This window comes from Micromonospora sp. RB23, from assembly GCF_053585025.1.
This window is the reverse complement of the sequence record NZ_CM132111.1, coordinates 4,056,893-4,074,022: the sequence shown is the minus strand read 5'-3', so window position 1 is coordinate 4,074,022 and position 17,130 is coordinate 4,056,893. Positions and strand designations below refer to the sequence as shown.

The 17,130-nt window shown below is 71.9% G+C and carries 13 protein-coding genes; 7 read left to right on the top strand and 6 right to left on the bottom strand.

The window, feature by feature from the left end:
- The gene (locus ACTFTM_RS18800) at nucleotides 1-1,044 is read left to right on the top strand and encodes a 4Fe-4S dicluster domain-containing protein (protein WP_449561776.1); all 1,044 of its coding nucleotides are present in this window, start codon (nucleotides 1-3) and stop codon (nucleotides 1,042-1,044) included.
- The gene (nrfD, locus tag ACTFTM_RS18795; protein ID WP_449561775.1) at nucleotides 1,041-2,114 is read left to right on the top strand and encodes an NrfD/PsrC family molybdoenzyme membrane anchor subunit; all 1,074 of its coding nucleotides are present in this window, start codon (nucleotides 1,041-1,043) and stop codon (nucleotides 2,112-2,114) included. Before ACTFTM_RS18800 ends, nrfD begins: the two co-directional genes overlap by 4 nt.
- A gap of 12 nt (nucleotides 2,115-2,126) precedes the next feature.
- Here the strand turns inward: nrfD and ACTFTM_RS18790 are convergent, their stop codons facing one another.
- On the bottom strand, nucleotides 2,127-3,683 hold the full coding sequence (locus tag ACTFTM_RS18790) for an OFA family MFS transporter (RefSeq protein ID WP_449561774.1): 1,557 nt from the start codon (nucleotides 3,681-3,683) through the stop codon (nucleotides 2,127-2,129).
- 178 nt (nucleotides 3,684-3,861) lie between these two features.
- Nucleotides 3,862-4,410 (bottom strand): winged helix-turn-helix domain-containing protein, encoded by a 549-nt coding sequence (locus tag ACTFTM_RS18785; protein WP_449561773.1) that lies wholly within the window; start codon nucleotides 4,408-4,410, stop codon nucleotides 3,862-3,864.
- A gap of 289 nt (nucleotides 4,411-4,699) precedes the next feature.
- On the opposite strand from ACTFTM_RS18785, the gene ACTFTM_RS18780 reads away from it, so the two are divergent.
- Entirely contained in the window at nucleotides 4,700-9,106 is a 4,407-nt protein-coding gene (locus tag ACTFTM_RS18780) for a S8 family serine peptidase (RefSeq protein WP_449561772.1), read from the top strand.
- Nucleotides 9,107-9,187: 81 nt separating this feature from the next.
- Here the strand turns inward: ACTFTM_RS18780 and ACTFTM_RS18775 are convergent, their stop codons facing one another.
- The gene (locus ACTFTM_RS18775) at nucleotides 9,188-9,691 is read right to left on the bottom strand and encodes a winged helix-turn-helix domain-containing protein (protein WP_449561771.1); all 504 of its coding nucleotides are present in this window, start codon (nucleotides 9,689-9,691) and stop codon (nucleotides 9,188-9,190) included.
- 287 nt (nucleotides 9,692-9,978) lie between these two features.
- Here ACTFTM_RS18775 and ACTFTM_RS18770 point away from each other — a divergent pair, with 287 nt between their 5' ends.
- Genes ACTFTM_RS18770 through ACTFTM_RS18755 form a run of 4 tightly spaced genes read left to right on the top strand, consistent with a single transcriptional unit; the run spans nucleotide 9,979 to nucleotide 13,697 of the window.
- On the top strand, nucleotides 9,979-10,980 hold the full coding sequence (locus ACTFTM_RS18770) for a phosphatase PAP2 family protein (protein WP_449561770.1): 1,002 nt from the start codon (nucleotides 9,979-9,981) through the stop codon (nucleotides 10,978-10,980).
- 16 nt (nucleotides 10,981-10,996) lie between these two features.
- A complete protein-coding gene (locus ACTFTM_RS18765; protein WP_449561769.1) occupies nucleotides 10,997-11,692 on the top strand; it encodes a response regulator in 696 nt (231 codons plus the stop codon).
- The gene (locus tag ACTFTM_RS18760) at nucleotides 11,689-13,155 is read left to right on the top strand and encodes an ATP-binding protein (RefSeq protein ID WP_449561768.1); all 1,467 of its coding nucleotides are present in this window, start codon (nucleotides 11,689-11,691) and stop codon (nucleotides 13,153-13,155) included. The genes ACTFTM_RS18765 and ACTFTM_RS18760 overlap by 4 nt, the downstream gene beginning before the upstream one ends.
- A gap of 50 nt (nucleotides 13,156-13,205) precedes the next feature.
- Nucleotides 13,206-13,697 (top strand): hypothetical protein, encoded by a 492-nt coding sequence (locus ACTFTM_RS18755; RefSeq protein ID WP_449561767.1) that lies wholly within the window; start codon nucleotides 13,206-13,208, stop codon nucleotides 13,695-13,697.
- A 16-nt stretch (nucleotides 13,698-13,713) separates the two neighbouring features.
- On the opposite strand, the gene ACTFTM_RS18750 is transcribed toward ACTFTM_RS18755, so the two are convergent.
- From ACTFTM_RS18750 to ACTFTM_RS18740, 3 genes are read right to left on the bottom strand one after another with little or no spacing between them, the layout of a single operon-like run.
- Entirely contained in the window at nucleotides 13,714-14,733 is a 1,020-nt protein-coding gene (locus ACTFTM_RS18750; protein ID WP_449561766.1) for a D-alanine--D-alanine ligase family protein, read from the bottom strand.
- A complete protein-coding gene (alr, locus tag ACTFTM_RS18745) occupies nucleotides 14,727-15,869 on the bottom strand; it encodes an alanine racemase (protein WP_449561765.1) in 1,143 nt (380 codons plus the stop codon). Before alr ends, ACTFTM_RS18750 begins: the two co-directional genes overlap by 7 nt.
- Complete coding sequence (locus ACTFTM_RS18740) at nucleotides 15,866-17,014, bottom strand: acyltransferase family protein (RefSeq protein ID WP_449561764.1); 1,149 nt, start codon at nucleotides 17,012-17,014, stop codon at nucleotides 15,866-15,868. Before ACTFTM_RS18740 ends, alr begins: the two co-directional genes overlap by 4 nt.
- Between the last annotated feature and the right edge of the window lie 116 nt (nucleotides 17,015-17,130).

The following is a 17,130-nucleotide window of genomic DNA, read 5'->3' as shown; positions in this document are numbered from 1 at the left end:
ATGCCGCATGCCAACGCCCTGTACGGGCCGCTCGATCCGGCGCCGGACGCGGGGTATGTGGACGCGCCGGAGCGGATGGGGTTCTTCACCGACACGAGTGTGTGTATCGGGTGCAAGGCGTGTGAGGTGGCGTGCAAGGAGTGGAACGGCGTCCCGGAGAGTGGTTTGGATCTGTTGGGGATGTCGTACGACAACACGGGGGCGTTGACGGCGAACTCGTGGCGGCACGTGGCGTTCGTCGAGCAGCCCCGCGGCACCGGCTGGGCGACGCCGGCGTTCGCCGGTTACCCGGACGGGCCGGCGGTCAGCCCGGCGACGGCGGCCGTCGGGGCGCGGACCGAGGCCGACACCGGCACGGATCCGGGTCTGCCACCGGGCTCGCCCGGCGCGGCGACCCGCATGTCGGGCGGCCCGGAGTTCCTGGGTATGCCGGGGGCGCAGCCGCCGGGGCGTGGTTCCGGTGTGGAGGGTCGGTCTGATTTTCGGTGGTTGATGATGTCGGATGTGTGTAAGCACTGCACGCATGCGGCTTGTTTGGATGTGTGTCCGACGGGGTCGTTGTTCCGGACGGAGTTCGGGACGGTGGTGGTGCAGGAGGACATCTGTAATGGGTGTGGGTACTGCATTTCGGCGTGTCCGTACGGGGTGATTGATCAGCGTAAGGGTGATGGTCGGGCGTGGAAGTGCACGCTGTGTTATGACCGTCTGGGTGTGGGGATGACGCCGGCGTGTGCGCAGGCGTGTCCGACGGAGTCGATCCAGTACGGGCCTCTGGAGGAGTTGCGGGAGCGGGCGGCGGCGCGGGTGGCGACGTTGCACGAGCGGGGTGTTCCGGAGGCCCGGTTGTACGGGCATGACCCGGGTGATGGTGTGGGTGGTGACGGGGCGTTCTTCCTGCTGCTGGACGAGCCGGAGGTGTACGGGTTGCCGCCGGATCCGGTGGTGACCACCCGGGACCTGCCGGCGATGTGGAAACACGCCGGCATCGCCGCCCTGACGATGGCCGCCGCCACGGCGGTGGCATTCCTCGGCAGGCGGCCATGACCGACGCGACCCCACCGAACGGGAGCGTCGGGGCCCGGTTCCGCGCGTACCAGGCCCGCCTCGACCAGCCGGGCGGGCGGCGCGGGCGCGGACACGGCGGCGAGCAGATGACCGTCCCTCCGGCCGACTTCAGCTCCTACTACGGTCGGCCGATCCTCAAGGCGCCGGTGTGGAAGCGGGACATCGGCGGATACCTGTTCACCGGTGGCCTCGCCGCCGGAGGCGCACTGATCGGCGCGGGCGCCCAACTGACCGGACGTCCCGCCCTGCGCCGGGTGGGCCGCTGGACCGCTCTCGGCGGCACCCTCGCCAGCGCGTACCTGCTGGTGCACGACCTCGGTCGGCCGGAACGGTTCCACCACATGCTCCGGGTCGCCAAGCCGACCTCTCCCATGTCGATGGGCACCTGGATCCTCACCGCGTTCGGCCCGGCCGCCGGGGTGGCCGCGGTCGCCGAACTCGCGCCACGGCTGCCGCAGCACGGCGTGCTGGGCCTCGCCCGTCGGCTGGCGCCCGGTGTCGGTGACGTCGCCGGTCTCGCCGCGGCGGCCACCGCACCGGCGCTGGCCACCTACACCGGGGTCCTGCTCGCCGACACCGCCGTTCCGGCCTGGCACGACGCGTACCCCTTCCTTCCGTTCGTCTTCGGCGGCAGCGCGCTCGCCGCGGCCGCCGGGGTCGGCCTCATCGCGGCGCCCACCGACCAGACCGGTCCGCTGCGACGGCTCGCCGTCGCCGGCGCGGCCATCAAGCTGGTCGGCGGTCACCGGATGGAGCGGCTCTGGATCACGGGCGAGCCCTACCGGAGCGGTCACAGCGGACGCCTGGTCCGGGCCGGCAACGCGTTGATCAGCGTCGGGGCGGTCGCCGCGCTGCTCTCCCGACGCAGCCGGCTCCTGTCGGTGGTCTCCGGCGCGGCCCTGGTGGCCTCGTCGGTGGCCACCCGGTTCGGGATCTTCGAGGCCGGGTCGGTGTCGGCGCGCGATCCGAAGTACACGGTCGTACCCCAGCGGGAACGCCTCGCCGACGGCGGCCCGGCGGCGGACGGCGCTGACCGTCCCGCGCGGTGAGCGCCGGCCGCCTCAGCTCGTGAACAGCTTCGCGGCCGTGCTGAGCGTCTCCACGATGCCGTAGCCGAGCAGCACCGCGACGAGCAGCCACGACAGCCACAGCCGGCCGGTCTGGTCGCCGACGTGCTCGGGCACCGGTGGCCTGCTCTGCGGGCCCAGGGCGACCGGCTCGGTGACGCTGGCCCGCGCCACGGGCGACGCCGACCCCCGGTCCGGCTCGTGGAACCGGTCGGGAACGGCACGGACCAGCAGGTTGGCGACGAACCCGATGGCGAGCACGCCGACCATCGTGAACAGGGCGGGCCGGTACGCCGACGCGGTGAGCGTCCCGGGCTTGCCCTGGGTGTCGAGGATCCGGTTGACGATCAGTGGCCCGGCGACGCCCGCCGCCGACCAGGCGGTCAGCAACCGGCCGTGGATGGCGCCGACCTGGAAGGTCCCGAAGAGGTCCCGCAGGTACGCGGGCATGGTGGCGAAGCCGCCGCCGTAGAAGGAGATGATCAGGGCGGCGATCAGCACGAAGAGCGCCGTCGCCGCGTGCCCGGCCACCGCGAGCAGCGCGTAGAGCACCATGCCGACACCGAGGTAGACCAGGTAGATCGGTTTGCGGCCGATCACGTCCGACGTCGTCGACCAGACGAACCGGCCGGCCATGTTGAACAGCGACAGCACTCCCACGAAGCCCGCCGCCGCCGACACCGACACGGCGGTGGACCCGTTGTCCCGGAAGAAGTCCTGGATCATCGGGCTGGCCTGCTCCAGGATGCCGATGCCCGCCGTGACGTTGCAGAACAGCACGATCCACAGCAGCCAGAACGAGCGGGTCCGTACGGCGTTGGACGCGGACACGCTCGCCCTGGTCACGAGCGGCCGGGTGGCGACGCGATCGGGGTCGAAGCCGGCGGGCCGCCAGTCCGGCGGGGGCACCCGCACGTTGAACGGCCCGAACATCATGATCACGAAGTAGCCGATGCCGAACGTGACGAACAGCCCCACCAGGGCGGATCCCGATGCCACCGCCGCCGGGTTGGCCGGGTTGTAGTCGGGGTCGTAGAGCGACAGCAGTTGCCGGGCGAGCGGACCGGCGATCAGGGCGCCACCGCCGAACCCCATGATCGCCAGGCCGGTGGCGAGGCCCGGCCGGTCCGGGAACCACTTGATCAGCGTGGAGACGGGCGAGATGTAGCCGATGCCCAGACCGATGCCGCCGATGACGCCGTAGCCGAGGTAGAGCAGCCAGAGCTGCTGGGTCGCGATGCCGAGCGCACCTACCAGGAACCCGGTGGCCCAGAAGCAGGCGGAGACGAACATCGCCCGACGCGGGCCGTTGCGCTCCACCCATCGGCCACCCACCGCCGCCGACGAGCCCAGCATGACGATGGCGATGCTGAAGATGGCCCCGATCGCCGTCTGGCTGGTGTCGAAGTGCGCGATGAGCGAGTTCTTGTAGACGCTCGTCGCGTAGACCTGACCGATGCACACGTGGACGGCCAACGCCGCGGTCGGGATGAGCCAGCGGCTGTATCCCGGGGGAGCGACGGTGTGCCGGGGATCGAAGACCGACAGCATGGGCTCCGCACCTCCTGCGGGTGAGCGGGCAGGCGGCGGGCGCGTCCGGCGTTCGCCGTTGATCGGCTGTCGTTCACGTTACGTGCTCGCCGGGCGCGGCTCTCGGATACGGGAAAACGCGCCGCCCCGGGCCGCGGCGGCCGACTCGTGCTGAGAAACTGCCTACGTCAGGCAGCAGTCAGGCACGCCCGATCCGCGGGTCCTGTCGGTCCGTGAGCCGCAACCCGACGCCACGGACCACCTCGATCGTGGCGCCGGTGCCGAGGGCCACCAGCTTGCGTCGCAGCCGCTTCACCAGCGACTGGACGTCCGCCCTGCGCGCGCGCCCCTCGTCGTGCCAGACCGACCGGTGCAGCTCGGCGTAGCTCCACACCCGGAGCGGCTCGGTGGTGAGGCAGATCAGCAGGTCGTGTTCCAACCGGGTCAGGTCGACCTCGCGCGCCTCGTACCGGGCGGTGGAGCGGGCCGAGTCGACGACGAGGGCGGGGCCGGGTTCGGCGGTCGGCGTACGGCCCGACGGCTCGCCCGGTGGCCCGGGCCGCTGCTGCGGCGCCCCGATCAGCCGGCGCAGCTCGTCGAGGTCGGCCACCAGCAGCAGCGGCGCGACGCCGTCGAGGCGCTCCGCGAGCCGGATGCGCTCGCGCGCTGACGGCGTCACCGCGATCAGCAGTGGGAACTCCTGGTCAGCCGGGTCGCCCCCGTCCAACACCGCGTCGGTCTCGGCCACCGCACCGCCTGCGAATCGATGGGCATCCCTGCCCACCTATCGTCATGGTCCTGACAGTGTTTGGCAAGCGCGTCACCAGCAGGGCAACCGGTAGCGACAAGATGCTCACAGCAAGTTCTTGATCGTCCTTTCCACCCGATCATAGTGTCCATTCGGGCAACCGGCGTGACCCGCGCGGTGCATGGGGGAGGCATAAGGGGTCCGTTCGCTCGGTTCCGTCGAGTGGATCTCACGCACTTCCCACCATGGCCCACTACACCCCTGGGTCGTTCTGAGGAAGGCGGCACCGATGTTCAGACGTCCACAATGGAGACGCGCGGCCAGATCGGCGGTGAGCGCCGGCGCGGCGCTGGTCCTCACCGTCACGTGCCTGGCCAGCTTCGGCTCCGGGGCGCAGGCCGCGCCCGGCTCGACGGGCACCGCCGTCGGGGACAAGATCCGGCCGGAACTCGCCAAGCAGTTCCAGGCCAAGAGCGCAGGGGACTTCTGGATTCGGTTCAAGGACCGGGCGGACCTGAGCAAGGCCAGCGCCATCAAGGACTGGACCAAGCGGGGTTCGGCCGTGGCGCAGGCGCTGCGGGAGAGCGCCGCCGCGAGCCAGGGCAAGATCCGCGCCGAACTCGACAGCTCGGGTACGAAATACCAGAGCTTCTGGGCCACCAACGCCATCAAGGTGAACAGTGGCTCCCTGGCGATGGCCCAGCAGTTCGCCGCCCACAGCGAGGTCGAGGGCCTCTACGCCCCGGTCGCCTACGAGCTGCCGAAGCTGACCAAGGGGACCGACGAGAAGACCGTCAACGCCGTCGAGTGGGGCGTTGCCAACATCAACGCCGACGACGTCTGGTCCCAGTACGGCGTCACCGGCGAGGGCGTCACCATCGCGAGCATCGACAGTGGCGTGCAGTACGACCACCCGGCGCTGGTGAACTCCTACCGCGGCAACAACGGCGACGGCACGTTCGACCACGACTACAACTGGTTCGACGCCGCCGGGACGTGCGACGGCGCGCCCTGCGACGACGACGGCCACGGTACGCACACCATGGGCACCATGGCCGGCTCCGCCGGCGCGAACCAGATCGGTGTCGCGCCCGGCGTCAAGTGGATCGCGGCGAACGGCTGCTGCCCCACCGACGAGGCGCTGATCGAATCCGGTCAGTGGATGCTCGAGCCGACCGACTCGAACGGCCAGAACCCGGACGCCAGCAAGCGCCCCAACATCATCAACAACTCCTGGGGCACGCGGCTACCGTCGAACGAGCCGTTCATGGAGGACGTGACCCTGGCCTGGGCCGCCTCGGGCATCTTCGGGGTGTTCTCCAACGGCAACAGCGGACCGGCGTGCCAGACCAGCGGCTCGCCGGGAAGCCTGGCGAGCAACTACTCGGCGGGCGCGTACGACGTCAACAACACGATCGCCAGCTTCTCGGCCCGTGGTGTCGGGCAGAACGGCGAGATCAAGCCGAACATCTCCGCGCCCGGCGTGAACGTCCGGTCGAGCGTTCCCGGCAACGGGTACGGCACCGCGAGCGGCACGTCGATGGCCGCCCCACACCTGGTGGGCGCGATCGCCCTGCTCTACTCGGCGGCCCCGTCGCTGGTGGGTGACGTCGACGCGACCCGTGCGCTGCTCAACGGCACCGCGATCGACAAGGCCGACGACCAGTGCGGTGGCACCGCCGCCGACAACAACGTCTGGGGTGAGGGCCGGCTGGACGCCCTCGCGCTGCTCAACGCCGCCCCCACCGGCGACGTCGGCACCCTGGCCGGCACGGTCACCGACGCGGCCACCGGCGCCCCGATCGCCGGGGCGACCCTGACACTCACCGGTCCGACCTCGCGCGAGATCACCACCGGCGCCGACGGCACCTACTCGACCCTCCTCCCGACCGGTGACTACCAGGTCGTCGTGTCCGCGTTCGGATACGGCAGCACGACGAAGTCGGCGACGGTCACCAACCGCACGACCACGACGCTCGACGTCGCCCTGACGGCGGTGCCGCGCGTCAACGTCACCGGCTCGGTCACCGACGGCTCGGGCCACGGCTGGCCGCTGTACGCCAAGGTGACCGTGAGCGGCCCGGCGGGCGTGTACGACTACACCACTCCGTCGAACGGCCGCTACAGCATCACGCTGCCGGCCGGTCAGACGTACACCCTGACGTACGAGGTGCAGTACCCGGGCTACCAGAAGGTCACCAAGGAGGTCGTGGTCGGCACCCGCAACGTGACGGCCAACGTCGCGGTGCCGGTGGACACCACCAGGTGCACGACGGCCCCGGGCTACACGTTCGGCTCCGACGGCGAGTACGAGACCTTCGACGCGACGACCACTCCGGCCGGCTGGTCGGTGGTGGACAACGTCGGCGCAGGCCAGGTATGGAAGTTCACCGACGACGGTGACCGGGGGAACCTGACCGGCGGCACCGGCAACTTCGCGATGATCGACAGTGACGACTACGGCGCGGGCAAGAGCCAGGACAGCTCCCTGGTCAGCCCGGTCGTCGACCTGACCGCCGTCACCGCCCCGGTGATCCGGTTCAACCAGGACTTCAACCAGCTCAACGACGACACCGCCGATGTCGACCTGAGCATCGACGGGGGCGCGACCTGGACGAACGTCCTCCGGCAGGAGACCGACGTCCGGGGACCGAAGCTCACCGAGATCCCGATCCCGCAGGCGGCCGGCAAGTCGCAGGTCCAGGTGCGGTTCCACTACTACGACGCCACGTTCGACTGGTGGTGGGAGGTCGACAACGTCCTGATCGGCAGCCAGGTCACCTGCGTGCCGGTCGACGGCGGCCTGGTCGTGGGCAACGTCCGCGACAAGAACGACAACAGCTACATCAACGGCGCCACCGTCACCAGCAACGATCGGCCCGCCGAGAAGGCGGTCACCGTGGCGACCCCGGACGACCCGGGGCTGCCCGACGGGTTCTACTGGATCTACTCGACGCTGACCGGCACCCACAAGTTCACCGCCACGGCCAGCAGCTACGTCAGCCAGAGCAAGCAGGTCGACGTCGAGCCCGACTGGGCGACGACCGCGAACTTCGTCCTCGCGGCCGGCCGCCTGTCGGTGACGCCCACCGAGTTGAACGCGACGCTCCAGATGCCCAGCGGCAAGGCGACCAGGACGTTCACCGTGACCAACACCGGCGGCGCGCCGGTCGAGGTCGCCTTCGGTGAGCGGGACGACGGCTTCGAGTTGCTGCGGGCCGACGGCTCCCGGCTGACCCGGCAGCAGGCGCTCGGTGCGGCCGGCGCGCCCGAGCAACGGCTGACGGTCCCGACGTCGGTCGCGGCCAGGGCGTCCGGCAAGGCGTCGACGGCGACGCCCGCGGCGGCCGGTCCGCAGGCCGCGCCGTGGACGGACATCACTGACTACCCGGGCAACATCATGGACAACCGGGTGGTCACCCTGGACGGCAAGGTGTACTCGATCGGTGGCGGCGACGGAAGCGCCTCCACCGCGAAGACCTACGCCTACGACCCGGTCGCGCAGACCTGGACGGCCGCCGCCGACCTTCCCGGCGCCCGCAACGCGCTGACCGTCGGCGTGGTCGGCGGGAAGATCATCGCCACGGGCGGCTGGGGCGAGTCAGGCCCGGACGCCGCCACCTGGTCGTACGACCCGGCGGCCAACACCTGGACCGAGCTGGCCGACAACCCCGCGCCGCGATCGGCGGCCGGGCAGGCGGTCGTCGACGGCAAGCTCTACGCCGTGGGCGGCTGCACGACCGCGGCCTGCGTGCCGATGTCGAACACCGTGGTCCGCTACACCCCCGGCACCGACACCTGGGAGACGGTGGCCAACTACCCGAAGTCGGTGGCCTTCGCCTCCTGCGGCGGGATCGACGGCGTCCTCTACTGCACCGGTGGCAACGACGGCACCGCGGCGCAGAAGGCCAGCTACGCCTACGACCCGGGCACCAACACCTGGACCGCGATCGCGGACGCGCCGACCGACAACTGGGCCAGCTCGTACGCGGTGGCCAGCGGCAAGCTCCTGGTCGTGGGTGGTTCGCAGGGCGGCGCCATCACCAACGCCGGTTTCGCCTTCGACCCGGCCACCAGCTCGTGGTCGAACCTGCCGAACGCCAACACCGCCCGCTACCGGGGTGGCGCGGCGTGTGGCTTCTACAAGATCGGTGGCTCGTCCGGCAGCTTCGACGCGGCGCCGGACAGCGAGGCGCTCCCCGGCTTCGAGGGGTGCGCCGAGGCGGCGACCGACGTCAGCTGGATGACGATCGACAAGACCACGGCCACCCTCGCGCCGGGGGAGAAGGTCACGGTCACCGTCGGGATGACCGCGAACGTGGACCAGCCGGGCACCTACTCGGCGGCGGTCACGATCCGGGAGAACACGCCGTACTCGGTGCCGCCAGTGGCGGTGACCATGACCGTGACGCCCCCGAAGACCTGGGGCAAGCTGATGGGTACGGTGACCGGGACGAGCTGCGCGGGCGCGACCGCGCCGATCGCCGGGGCGGTGGTCCAGGTCGACTCGTGGGCGATGTCGTTCACCTTCGCGACCGATGCCGCCGGTAACTACGCCTACTGGATGGACCGCCGCAACAACCCGCTCACGATGATCGTCGCCAAGGACGGCTGGAAGCCCCAGACCCGTCAGACGAAGGTCAACGTGACCACTCCCACGGTGGAGAACTTCGGGTTGTCGCCGATCCGGTGCTGACATCCGAGCGGTAGCACGATGATCCGGCCCGCCTGGTCCCCGACCAGGCGGGCCGGCCGTTGTCGGGGCCGGTCGGCGGGCTCAGATCGGCGCGAGCCGGAAGCCGACCCCGCGGACCGCGTGGATCGTGGCGGCGGCGTCGAGCCGGGCGAGCTTGCGGCGTACCCGACGGACGACCGAGTGCATGTCGGACCCACGGCCGAGGTGCCGGTTGCCCCAGACCTCGAGGTGCAGCCGCTCGTACGTCCAGACCTGCCCGGGGGCGTCGACGAGGCAGAGCAGCACGTCGTGTTCCAGCCGGGTCAGGTCGATCTCCTGATCGCGCCAGCGCAGCACCCGGCGGTCGGAGTCGACGCTCAGGTCGGGTGGCGGCTGCGGGCGCTGCGCCACCTCCACGCGTACGGGCGGGGTCGGGGGAGGTGCGACGGGGGGTAGCTCGCCCACCCCGAGGAACTCCCGTGCCTGCTCGACGTTCGAGACGATCAGGAAGGCGTCGCTTCCGCCGAGCAGGCGTGCCAGCTGCCGGCGCTCGGCCGGCGAGGAGGCGATGCCGATGACGAGTGAAGCGACCGAAACCCCGTGCATCGCCCAACCCCTTCCGGTTTCCCCACGAACACTCCGGATGGTTTTCGCGCCGCCGAGAAGATCGATCGGCGTCTTGACCTTAGTGATGGCTCGTCTCGGCCGGGTAAAACATAGTTGCATGTAAGCATGTGAATAAGAGTTCACGTCCGGACAGCTTGGCGACAGGACGCGTCGGCGGCCGTTCGAGGGGGAGGATCGTCCGGTTTTCCCGGTACGAGCGTCGGTTGTGACAGAACGAAGACATTCCACGGACAGCGTCCGGATCTCGTGGGCCGAGCATGGTCGCCATGTCCCATGGATCGTCGTACCCCGTCGGTCGCCCATCGGCCGCGACGCGAACGCTGCCGCATGCGCCGGCCCGCGGCCGGGCCGCCGTGCCGCCGGCGCTCCGACTGCTCGCGGCGGGCGTCTGTAGCCTGCTCGCGCTGGGTCTGGTCGGCGTTGTCTTCGTGTGGACCCAGCCCGGGCAGTGGATCGACGGGCTGCTCCTGCCGCGCGCCGAGCGGGGCGGGGGTTACGCGCAGCCCGGCGGCCTGTTCGGGCCGGCCACCGTGGTTCTGCGGCACTTCGGTCAGCCGGCGCTGCTGGCCGTCCTGCTCACCGCCGTGCTGGTGGTGGGCCTGCTCGGCCGTCGGCTGCTGCCCGGGGTGGTGGGCGTCGGCATGGTGCTCGCCGCCGTGCTGGCGGCCGGCGCGGCGAAGTCGGCGCTGCCCCGCCCGGAGCTCGCGGTCGCGGACTCGACCACCCACAACAGTTTTCCCAGTGGTCACGTCGCGGTCGCGACGGCCCTGGCGCTGGCCTTTCTGCTGGTGGTGCCCGGCGCAGCCCGACGGTTTCTGGTGGTACCCGCCGCGGCGGGTGTCTCGGTGATCGGCGCGGCCACCATGATCGCGGGATGGCACCGGTTCAGCGACGTACTCGGGGGCGTTCTGCTGAGCCTGGCGCTGTTCTGCCTGGCGGCGGCCGCGTTGATGGTCCGGTCCGGCGGCAGCGCGCTCCGCGCGTCCGGCGGGCCGACCTGCGGTCGGGTCCGGCGCGCCCTCGTCGAGGGTGTGGTGTGGTTGGCCGTGCTGGTTTGGGCGGTTCGCGTGCTCGTTCCCGGTCTGGCCGCCGAACTGCGGTGGGGGCCGCTCCTGGCCGTCCTGGTGGCGGCCGCGTTGACGATGCTGGCGGTGGGTGTGGCGGTGTTCCTGATCCGGTCGGTGGAGTTCGTCGGCCCGGTCACGACCGGGATTCCGACCGATCGGCGGCGCGGGCAAGACATTGACAAATACGAAACATATTCGTGATGGGATACTTGACGGCATGCCCCAGGTCCTGCTGATCGAAGATCACCAGACGGTCCGCGACGGACTGCAGTTGGCGCTCACCCGGCAGGGCCACGACGTGGTGGCCGTGGCCACCGGTGAACAGGGTCTGGAGCGGCTCCGCACGAGCGCGTCCGACGTGGTGGTCCTCGACATCATGCTGCCCGGTATGGACGGGTTCGAGGTCTGCCGTCGTATCCGGCAGCAGGGCGACCTGCCCATCATCATGCTCACCGCGCGCAACGACGACATGGACGTGGTGGCGGGTCTGGAGGCGGGCGCAGACGACTACGTGGTCAAGCCGGTCCAGGCCCGGGTGCTCGAGGCGCGCATCCGCGCGGTGCTGCGTCGTACCGGAGGCGACGCGCGGCGCCCCGGCGCCGAGCGGCCCGGGCTGCACCGGCACGGCGACCTGACCATCGACCGCGCCGCGCTGGTGGTCAGCAAGAACGGCGTGCCGGTCGGCCTGGCCCCCACCGAGCTGCGTCTGCTGCTCGAACTCTCGCACACGCCCGGTCAGGTGCTCAGTCGTCAGCAGCTGCTGGAGGCCGTCTGGGAGCACGGCTACCTCGGCGACTCGCGGTTGGTGGACGCCTGCGTCCAGCGACTGCGCGCCAAGATCGAAGACGAGCCGTCGACGCCGGTCTACATCCAGACGGTGCGCGGCTTCGGCTACCGGTTCGGGCCGCTGTGACCCCCTGGCACCGGGCCCGCGCCATGGCGTTGGGCCTGCGCACCCGGCTGCTCCTGGCGTTCGCCCTGCTCGGGGTGACCACCACCGCGGTGGTGGCCAGCGGCAGCTACTTCCAGGCCCGGACCGTCATCCTCCAGCAGGCGCAGGACGCGGCGGTGGCCTCGCTGACCGACCAGCTCTCCAAGGTGTACCCGGTGCTCCGCCTGCCGCCCACCCAGGAGGAGCTGGAGCTGTTGGCCCAGCAGCTCTCCGACCGCGAGGGCAACACCGTCGTCTTCTACCACGACCGCCGATCGGAGGGTGTCGAGGCGGCCGAACCCCTCACCGCCGCGCTGCGGCACGAGGTGGCGAACGGTCACATCGCGTGGCAGCGCGTCGAGCGCTACGGGCAACCCCAGCTGATCATCGGCACGCAGCTCCGTCTCGACCGACCCGACGGCACGTCCGTGGCGTCCGGAGTGGAGGTCTACTCGGTGCGCAGCCTCGCCTCCGAGCAGCAGAGCATCGACCGGCTCGCCACGCTGGCCTGGGTGACCGGCGGCCTCTCCCTCATCCTCGCGGTCCTGCTGGCCCTGCTGGCCGCGCAGGGGGTGCTGCGGCCGGTACGCGAGCTGGGTCGCGCGGCACGCCGGCTCGGCGAGGGAGACCTGTCCACCCGGCTGACCGTCCGGGGCGTCGACGAGCTGGCCGACGTCACGCGCACGTTCAACGACACCGCCGCGACCATCGAGCGTCAGGTCGGTGAGCTGCGGCGGATGGAGGCCGACGCGCGGCGCTTCGTGGCCGACGTGTCCCACGAACTCCGTACGCCGCTGGCCGCCATGACGGCCGTCACCGACGTGCTGGACGAGGAGGCGGACCGGCTGCCGGGCGACGCCGGCCGGGCCGCCCGGCTGGTCAGCCAGGAGACGCAGAGCCTCACCCAGCTCGTCAACGACCTCATCGAGGTCAGCAGGTTCGACTCCGGCACCGCCCGGCTCGCCCTCGACGACGTGGACGTCGCCGCGGCGGTCACCGCGACGCTGCGGCTGCGGGGGTGGGTCGATCGGGTACGGGCGGACCTGCCGTCCGGCGTTGTCGCCCGGCTCGACCCCCGGCGGCTCGACGTCATCGTCGCCAACCTCGTCGGCAACGCCTTCCGGCACGGCGCCGAGCCGGTGTCCGTCCGTCTGGCCGCCGAACCCGACTGGTTCACGATCGAGGTCACCGACCAGGGGCCGGGGCTGGACCCGGAGGTGCTGCCGCACGTCTTCGACCGCTTCTACAAGGCGGACACCGCCCGCACCCGCTCCGAGGGCAGCGGCCTCGGACTCGCCATCGCCTGGGAGAACGCGCGCCTGCACCGGCACGCCGGGCAGTCCGGAAGCCTGGTGGCGAGCAACGATCCGCGGGGCGGGGCCGTGTTCACGCTCCGGCTGCCCCGGGCGGCGTCGGAGACCGCGAGCGCCGGAGGCGCACGGTGAGCCGCGAGCGCCGGAGGCGCGCGGTGAGCCGCGAGCGCCGGAGGCGCACGGTGAGCCGCCGTCGCGGGGCGCGGGCACTGCTCGCGGTCGGGCTCCTGGTCGCGCTGCTCACGGCCGGCTGCGGAGTCCGGCCCACCGACGTCATCACCGGTCGTTCCGCGGTGAGCGGCCCGTCCGCCGAGGGGGGCGTCTACCTGATCGCGGACGGTGAACTGGCGCTCGTCGTCCGGCCGACGAAGAACGTGCCCCCGTCACCGCTCGAGACACTCGCGCTGCTCGCGGCCGGTCCCACCGAGGCCGAGCGGACCGCGGGGTTCACCAGCGAGGTGCCGTCCGACATCGCGCCGGTGAGCATGACGCCGAGCGCCGACGAGCCCGGCGTCACGGTGCGGATGAAGGGCGCCGTGCTGCCGCTGTCCACCCTCGCGGCCAACCAGATCATCTGCACCGCGGCGCTCACCAGCCAGCAGTTCAATTACGCCCCGGTCACCCTCGCCGGCGCGGACGGCGCCCGGCCACCCTGGTCCTGTCCCATCGAGTGACCGGGGCGACGGCCGCTCATACCAGGTCGACCGACCGTTCCGGCCGGGGTAGCCCCGCAGCGAGGACCCGACGCCGGTCGGCGAGCGTGCCGGAGATCAGGATGTCGAGCAGGGCGGGAAACTCAATGCCCGCCCGCTGCCAGATCTGCGGGAACTGCGACGCGGCGGTGAAGCCGGGGAAGGTGTTGACCTCGTTCACGATGGGCTCGGCGCCCTCGTGGGGCAGGAAGAAGTCGACCCGCAGCAGTCCCCGGCAGTCGAGGGCGTCGAAGGCGCGGACGGCCCGGTCCTGGAGCACCTCGGTGGTGGCCTGGTCGAGCTGCGCCGGGATCTGGAAGACGGCGCCACCGTCGTACTTCGCGTCGTAGTCGAAGAAGCCCGCGCCGCTGACCCGGATCTCCAGCGGTGGCCCGGCCTGCACCCGGCCGTCGGGGTGTTGCAGGACGGCGACGTCGATCTCCCGACCCTGCGCCCCCTGTTCGACGAGCACCTTCGGATCGACCTCCCGGGCCTGCGCGAGCGCGGCGGGCAGCGCCGACCACTCCGCCACCCGGACCACGCCCAGGCTGGACCCGGCCCGCGCCGGCTTGACGAAGACCGGCAGCTTCAGCCGCTGCTGGTCGGCGGGCGACAGGGTCTCCCCGGGCCGCAGGGTCACACCGGGACTGACCCGCAGGCCCTCCGCGGCGAGGAGCCGTTTGGTGACGCCCTTGTCCATGCCCGCCGCGCTGGCGAACACCCCGTTGCCGACGTACGGCACGCCGAGCCACTCCAGCAGCGACGCGACCGTGCCGTCCTCACCGTACGGGCCGTGCAGGGCCGGGAACACCACGTCCTGGGCGCGCAACACCCGCAACGCCTGCGGCAGGCCCATGGGACGACCGTCCACGTGCCAGTCGCCGTCGGTGTCGATGAGCACCTCGGTGACCTGGTACCGCTTCCGGTCCAGGCCGGCGAGAATGGCGGCCCCCGAGCGCCGCGAGACCTCGTGTTCCCCGCTCCGCCCGCCGTACAGCACTGCCAGTCGCGTCAACATGCGACGTCCGCCCTTTCGTGGAGATGGACGCGGCCCACCCGCGCCCCGATTCCGGTCAAGATCTCGTGTGGGTTGGTGCCGGCCCAGCGCGCCCACTCGGTGACGGTCGGCGCGTCGTCGTCGTCGCCCGTGCCGAGCACGACGACCGGATCGCCGATCCGCACCGCCAGGTCGCCCACGTCGACCACGCACTGGTCCATGGCGATGCGCCCGACGACCGGGCAGCGCCGGCCGCCGAGCCACACCTGCGCCCGACCCTCGGTGGCGCGGGGCAGCCCGTCGGCGTAGCCGAGCGGCAGCAGCGCCAGCGTCGTCGGGGCGGCGGTCACGTGCTCCGGCCCGTACGAGACGCCCGTGCCGGCCGGTACCCGCTTCACGTTGACCACCGTCGTGCGCAGCGTCAGGGCGGCGTGCAGCCCGAACGCGCCGGGACCGACCGCGCCGAACGGGTCGACGCCGTAGAGGGCCAACCCGATCCGGCACAGGTCGAAGCGGGTCCGGGGCGCCGACAGCGCCGCCGCCGAGTTGGCCAGGTGGACGAGGTCGGGGGCGAGGCCGGCGACCCGCGCGATGCGTACCGCCTCGGAGAACGCCCGCACCTGACCGTCCAGCGCGGGCGCGCCCGGTACGTCCGCGTCGGCCAGGTGGGACCACACGCCGCGTACCCGGACCGTGCCCTCGACCTCGTACTTGCGGGCCCAGGTGACCAGGTCGGGCCAGTCGTCGCGGCCGGCGCCGTTGCGGGTGAGGCCGGTGTCGGCCTTGAGCTGCGCGGTCGCGGGCACGCCGACCCGCAGGGCCGCGTCGGCGAGCGCGTGCAGGTGGGTGATCGTCGAGACGCCCACGTCGACGCCCGCGAGGACCAACTCGGTGAAGTCGTCGTCCGGGCGGTGCAGCCAGCTCAAGGTGGGCGCGGTGATGCCGGCGGCGCGCAGGGCCAGCGCCTCGGCCGCCGAGGTAACGCCCAACCAGGTGGCGCCGGCACGCAGGGCGGCCCGGGCGACCGGCGCCGCGCCGTGGCCGAACCCGTCGGCCTTCACCACCGCCATCAGCTCGGTGCCGGTGACCGCGGCGACCGTCCGTACGTTGTCGGCCACCGCCCCGAGGTCGACCACCGCCTCGGCCAACGCGCTCATCCGGCGACCGCCCCGCGACGCGTCCCGGGGAGCGCGAACAGCCAGCGGGCGTGCGCCGCCAGCAGCGCACGGTGCACGGCCAGGCTCAGACCGATGACGAGCGCGGTCAGCACGATCGGGTAGCCCAGCACGATCAGGCCCTGAGCGCCCGCGTCCAGCCCGGAGACCGGGGCGTCCAGCAGGCGGTGCAGCAGCGCCACCAGCGGCATGTGGATGACGTAGATGGGCAGCGTGACGCGCCCGAGCGCGGCCAGTCGGTCGCCGAGGGCGGGCCGCCGGACCAACCGGGCGGCGGCGGTGACGCCGAAGGCCACCGCGACGACCGAGACCGCCGGCCAGACGCCGAACCACCGCTGGGCGCCGGCCGCCGCCATCACGGCGAGCGCGCAGGCGTACGCCCCGCCGGTCAGCGCCAGCCGACGCCGGGTGGCGGTGGCGGCCCACCGTTGGATGTGCGGACGCAGGTACAGGCCGCCCAGGAAGAAGACCAGGTTCGCATAGAGGCCGGCCCGGTTGCCCGGCGTGGCCAGCAGGCCGGCGGCGGTGACGGCGGACAGCACCGCGGCGGGTACGACGACCAGCGACCGGGGCAGCCGGCGGGTCGCCCTGGCGAGCGTGAAGTAGAGCGCCAGGGCGTACAGGTACCAGAGGTTGGAGGGCGTGACCGTGAGCTGTGCCAGCAGACCGAGGGCGGACGTGGCCCGGTCCGTCGGGAAGTCCGGCGTCACGGCGAGGACCGCGGTGTGGATCAGCAGCCAGAGGGCGTACAGGTAGAGGAACCCCGCGATGCGACCTCGGGCGACGCTACGCCAGGGCCGCTGGACGGCGTTGGCCGCGAAGAGACCGCTGATGGTGAAGAAGAGCGGCATGCGCAGCGGCAGGAACTGCTCGCCCAGCGTGCCCCACAGACCCGGCACGGGTACGCCGACGTGCCAGTCGATCCGCAGGTAGTCCTTGACGACGACGTGCCATCCGACGACGAGGACGATGCAGACGCCCTTCGCGGCGTCGGCCCACCGCACGCGGTGCGCCGGCTGGCCCGTGGCGGCGTCGGCCTCGGTCGGCCGCCGGTGGCGGAACCGGACGCGCGCGTCCGGGTCGTACCCGTCCGGTCGTGGCTCGGTGCGAGACAGCTCTTGGATCACCCAGCAGAAGGTGCCAGCGGGATATCCGCGCCTGATCCTCGAATTGTCATGATCCGGTAATGGACTGACGAGGGCCGCCCACCGCCGAAGCGGGGGACGGCCCTCGTTCGCTGTCG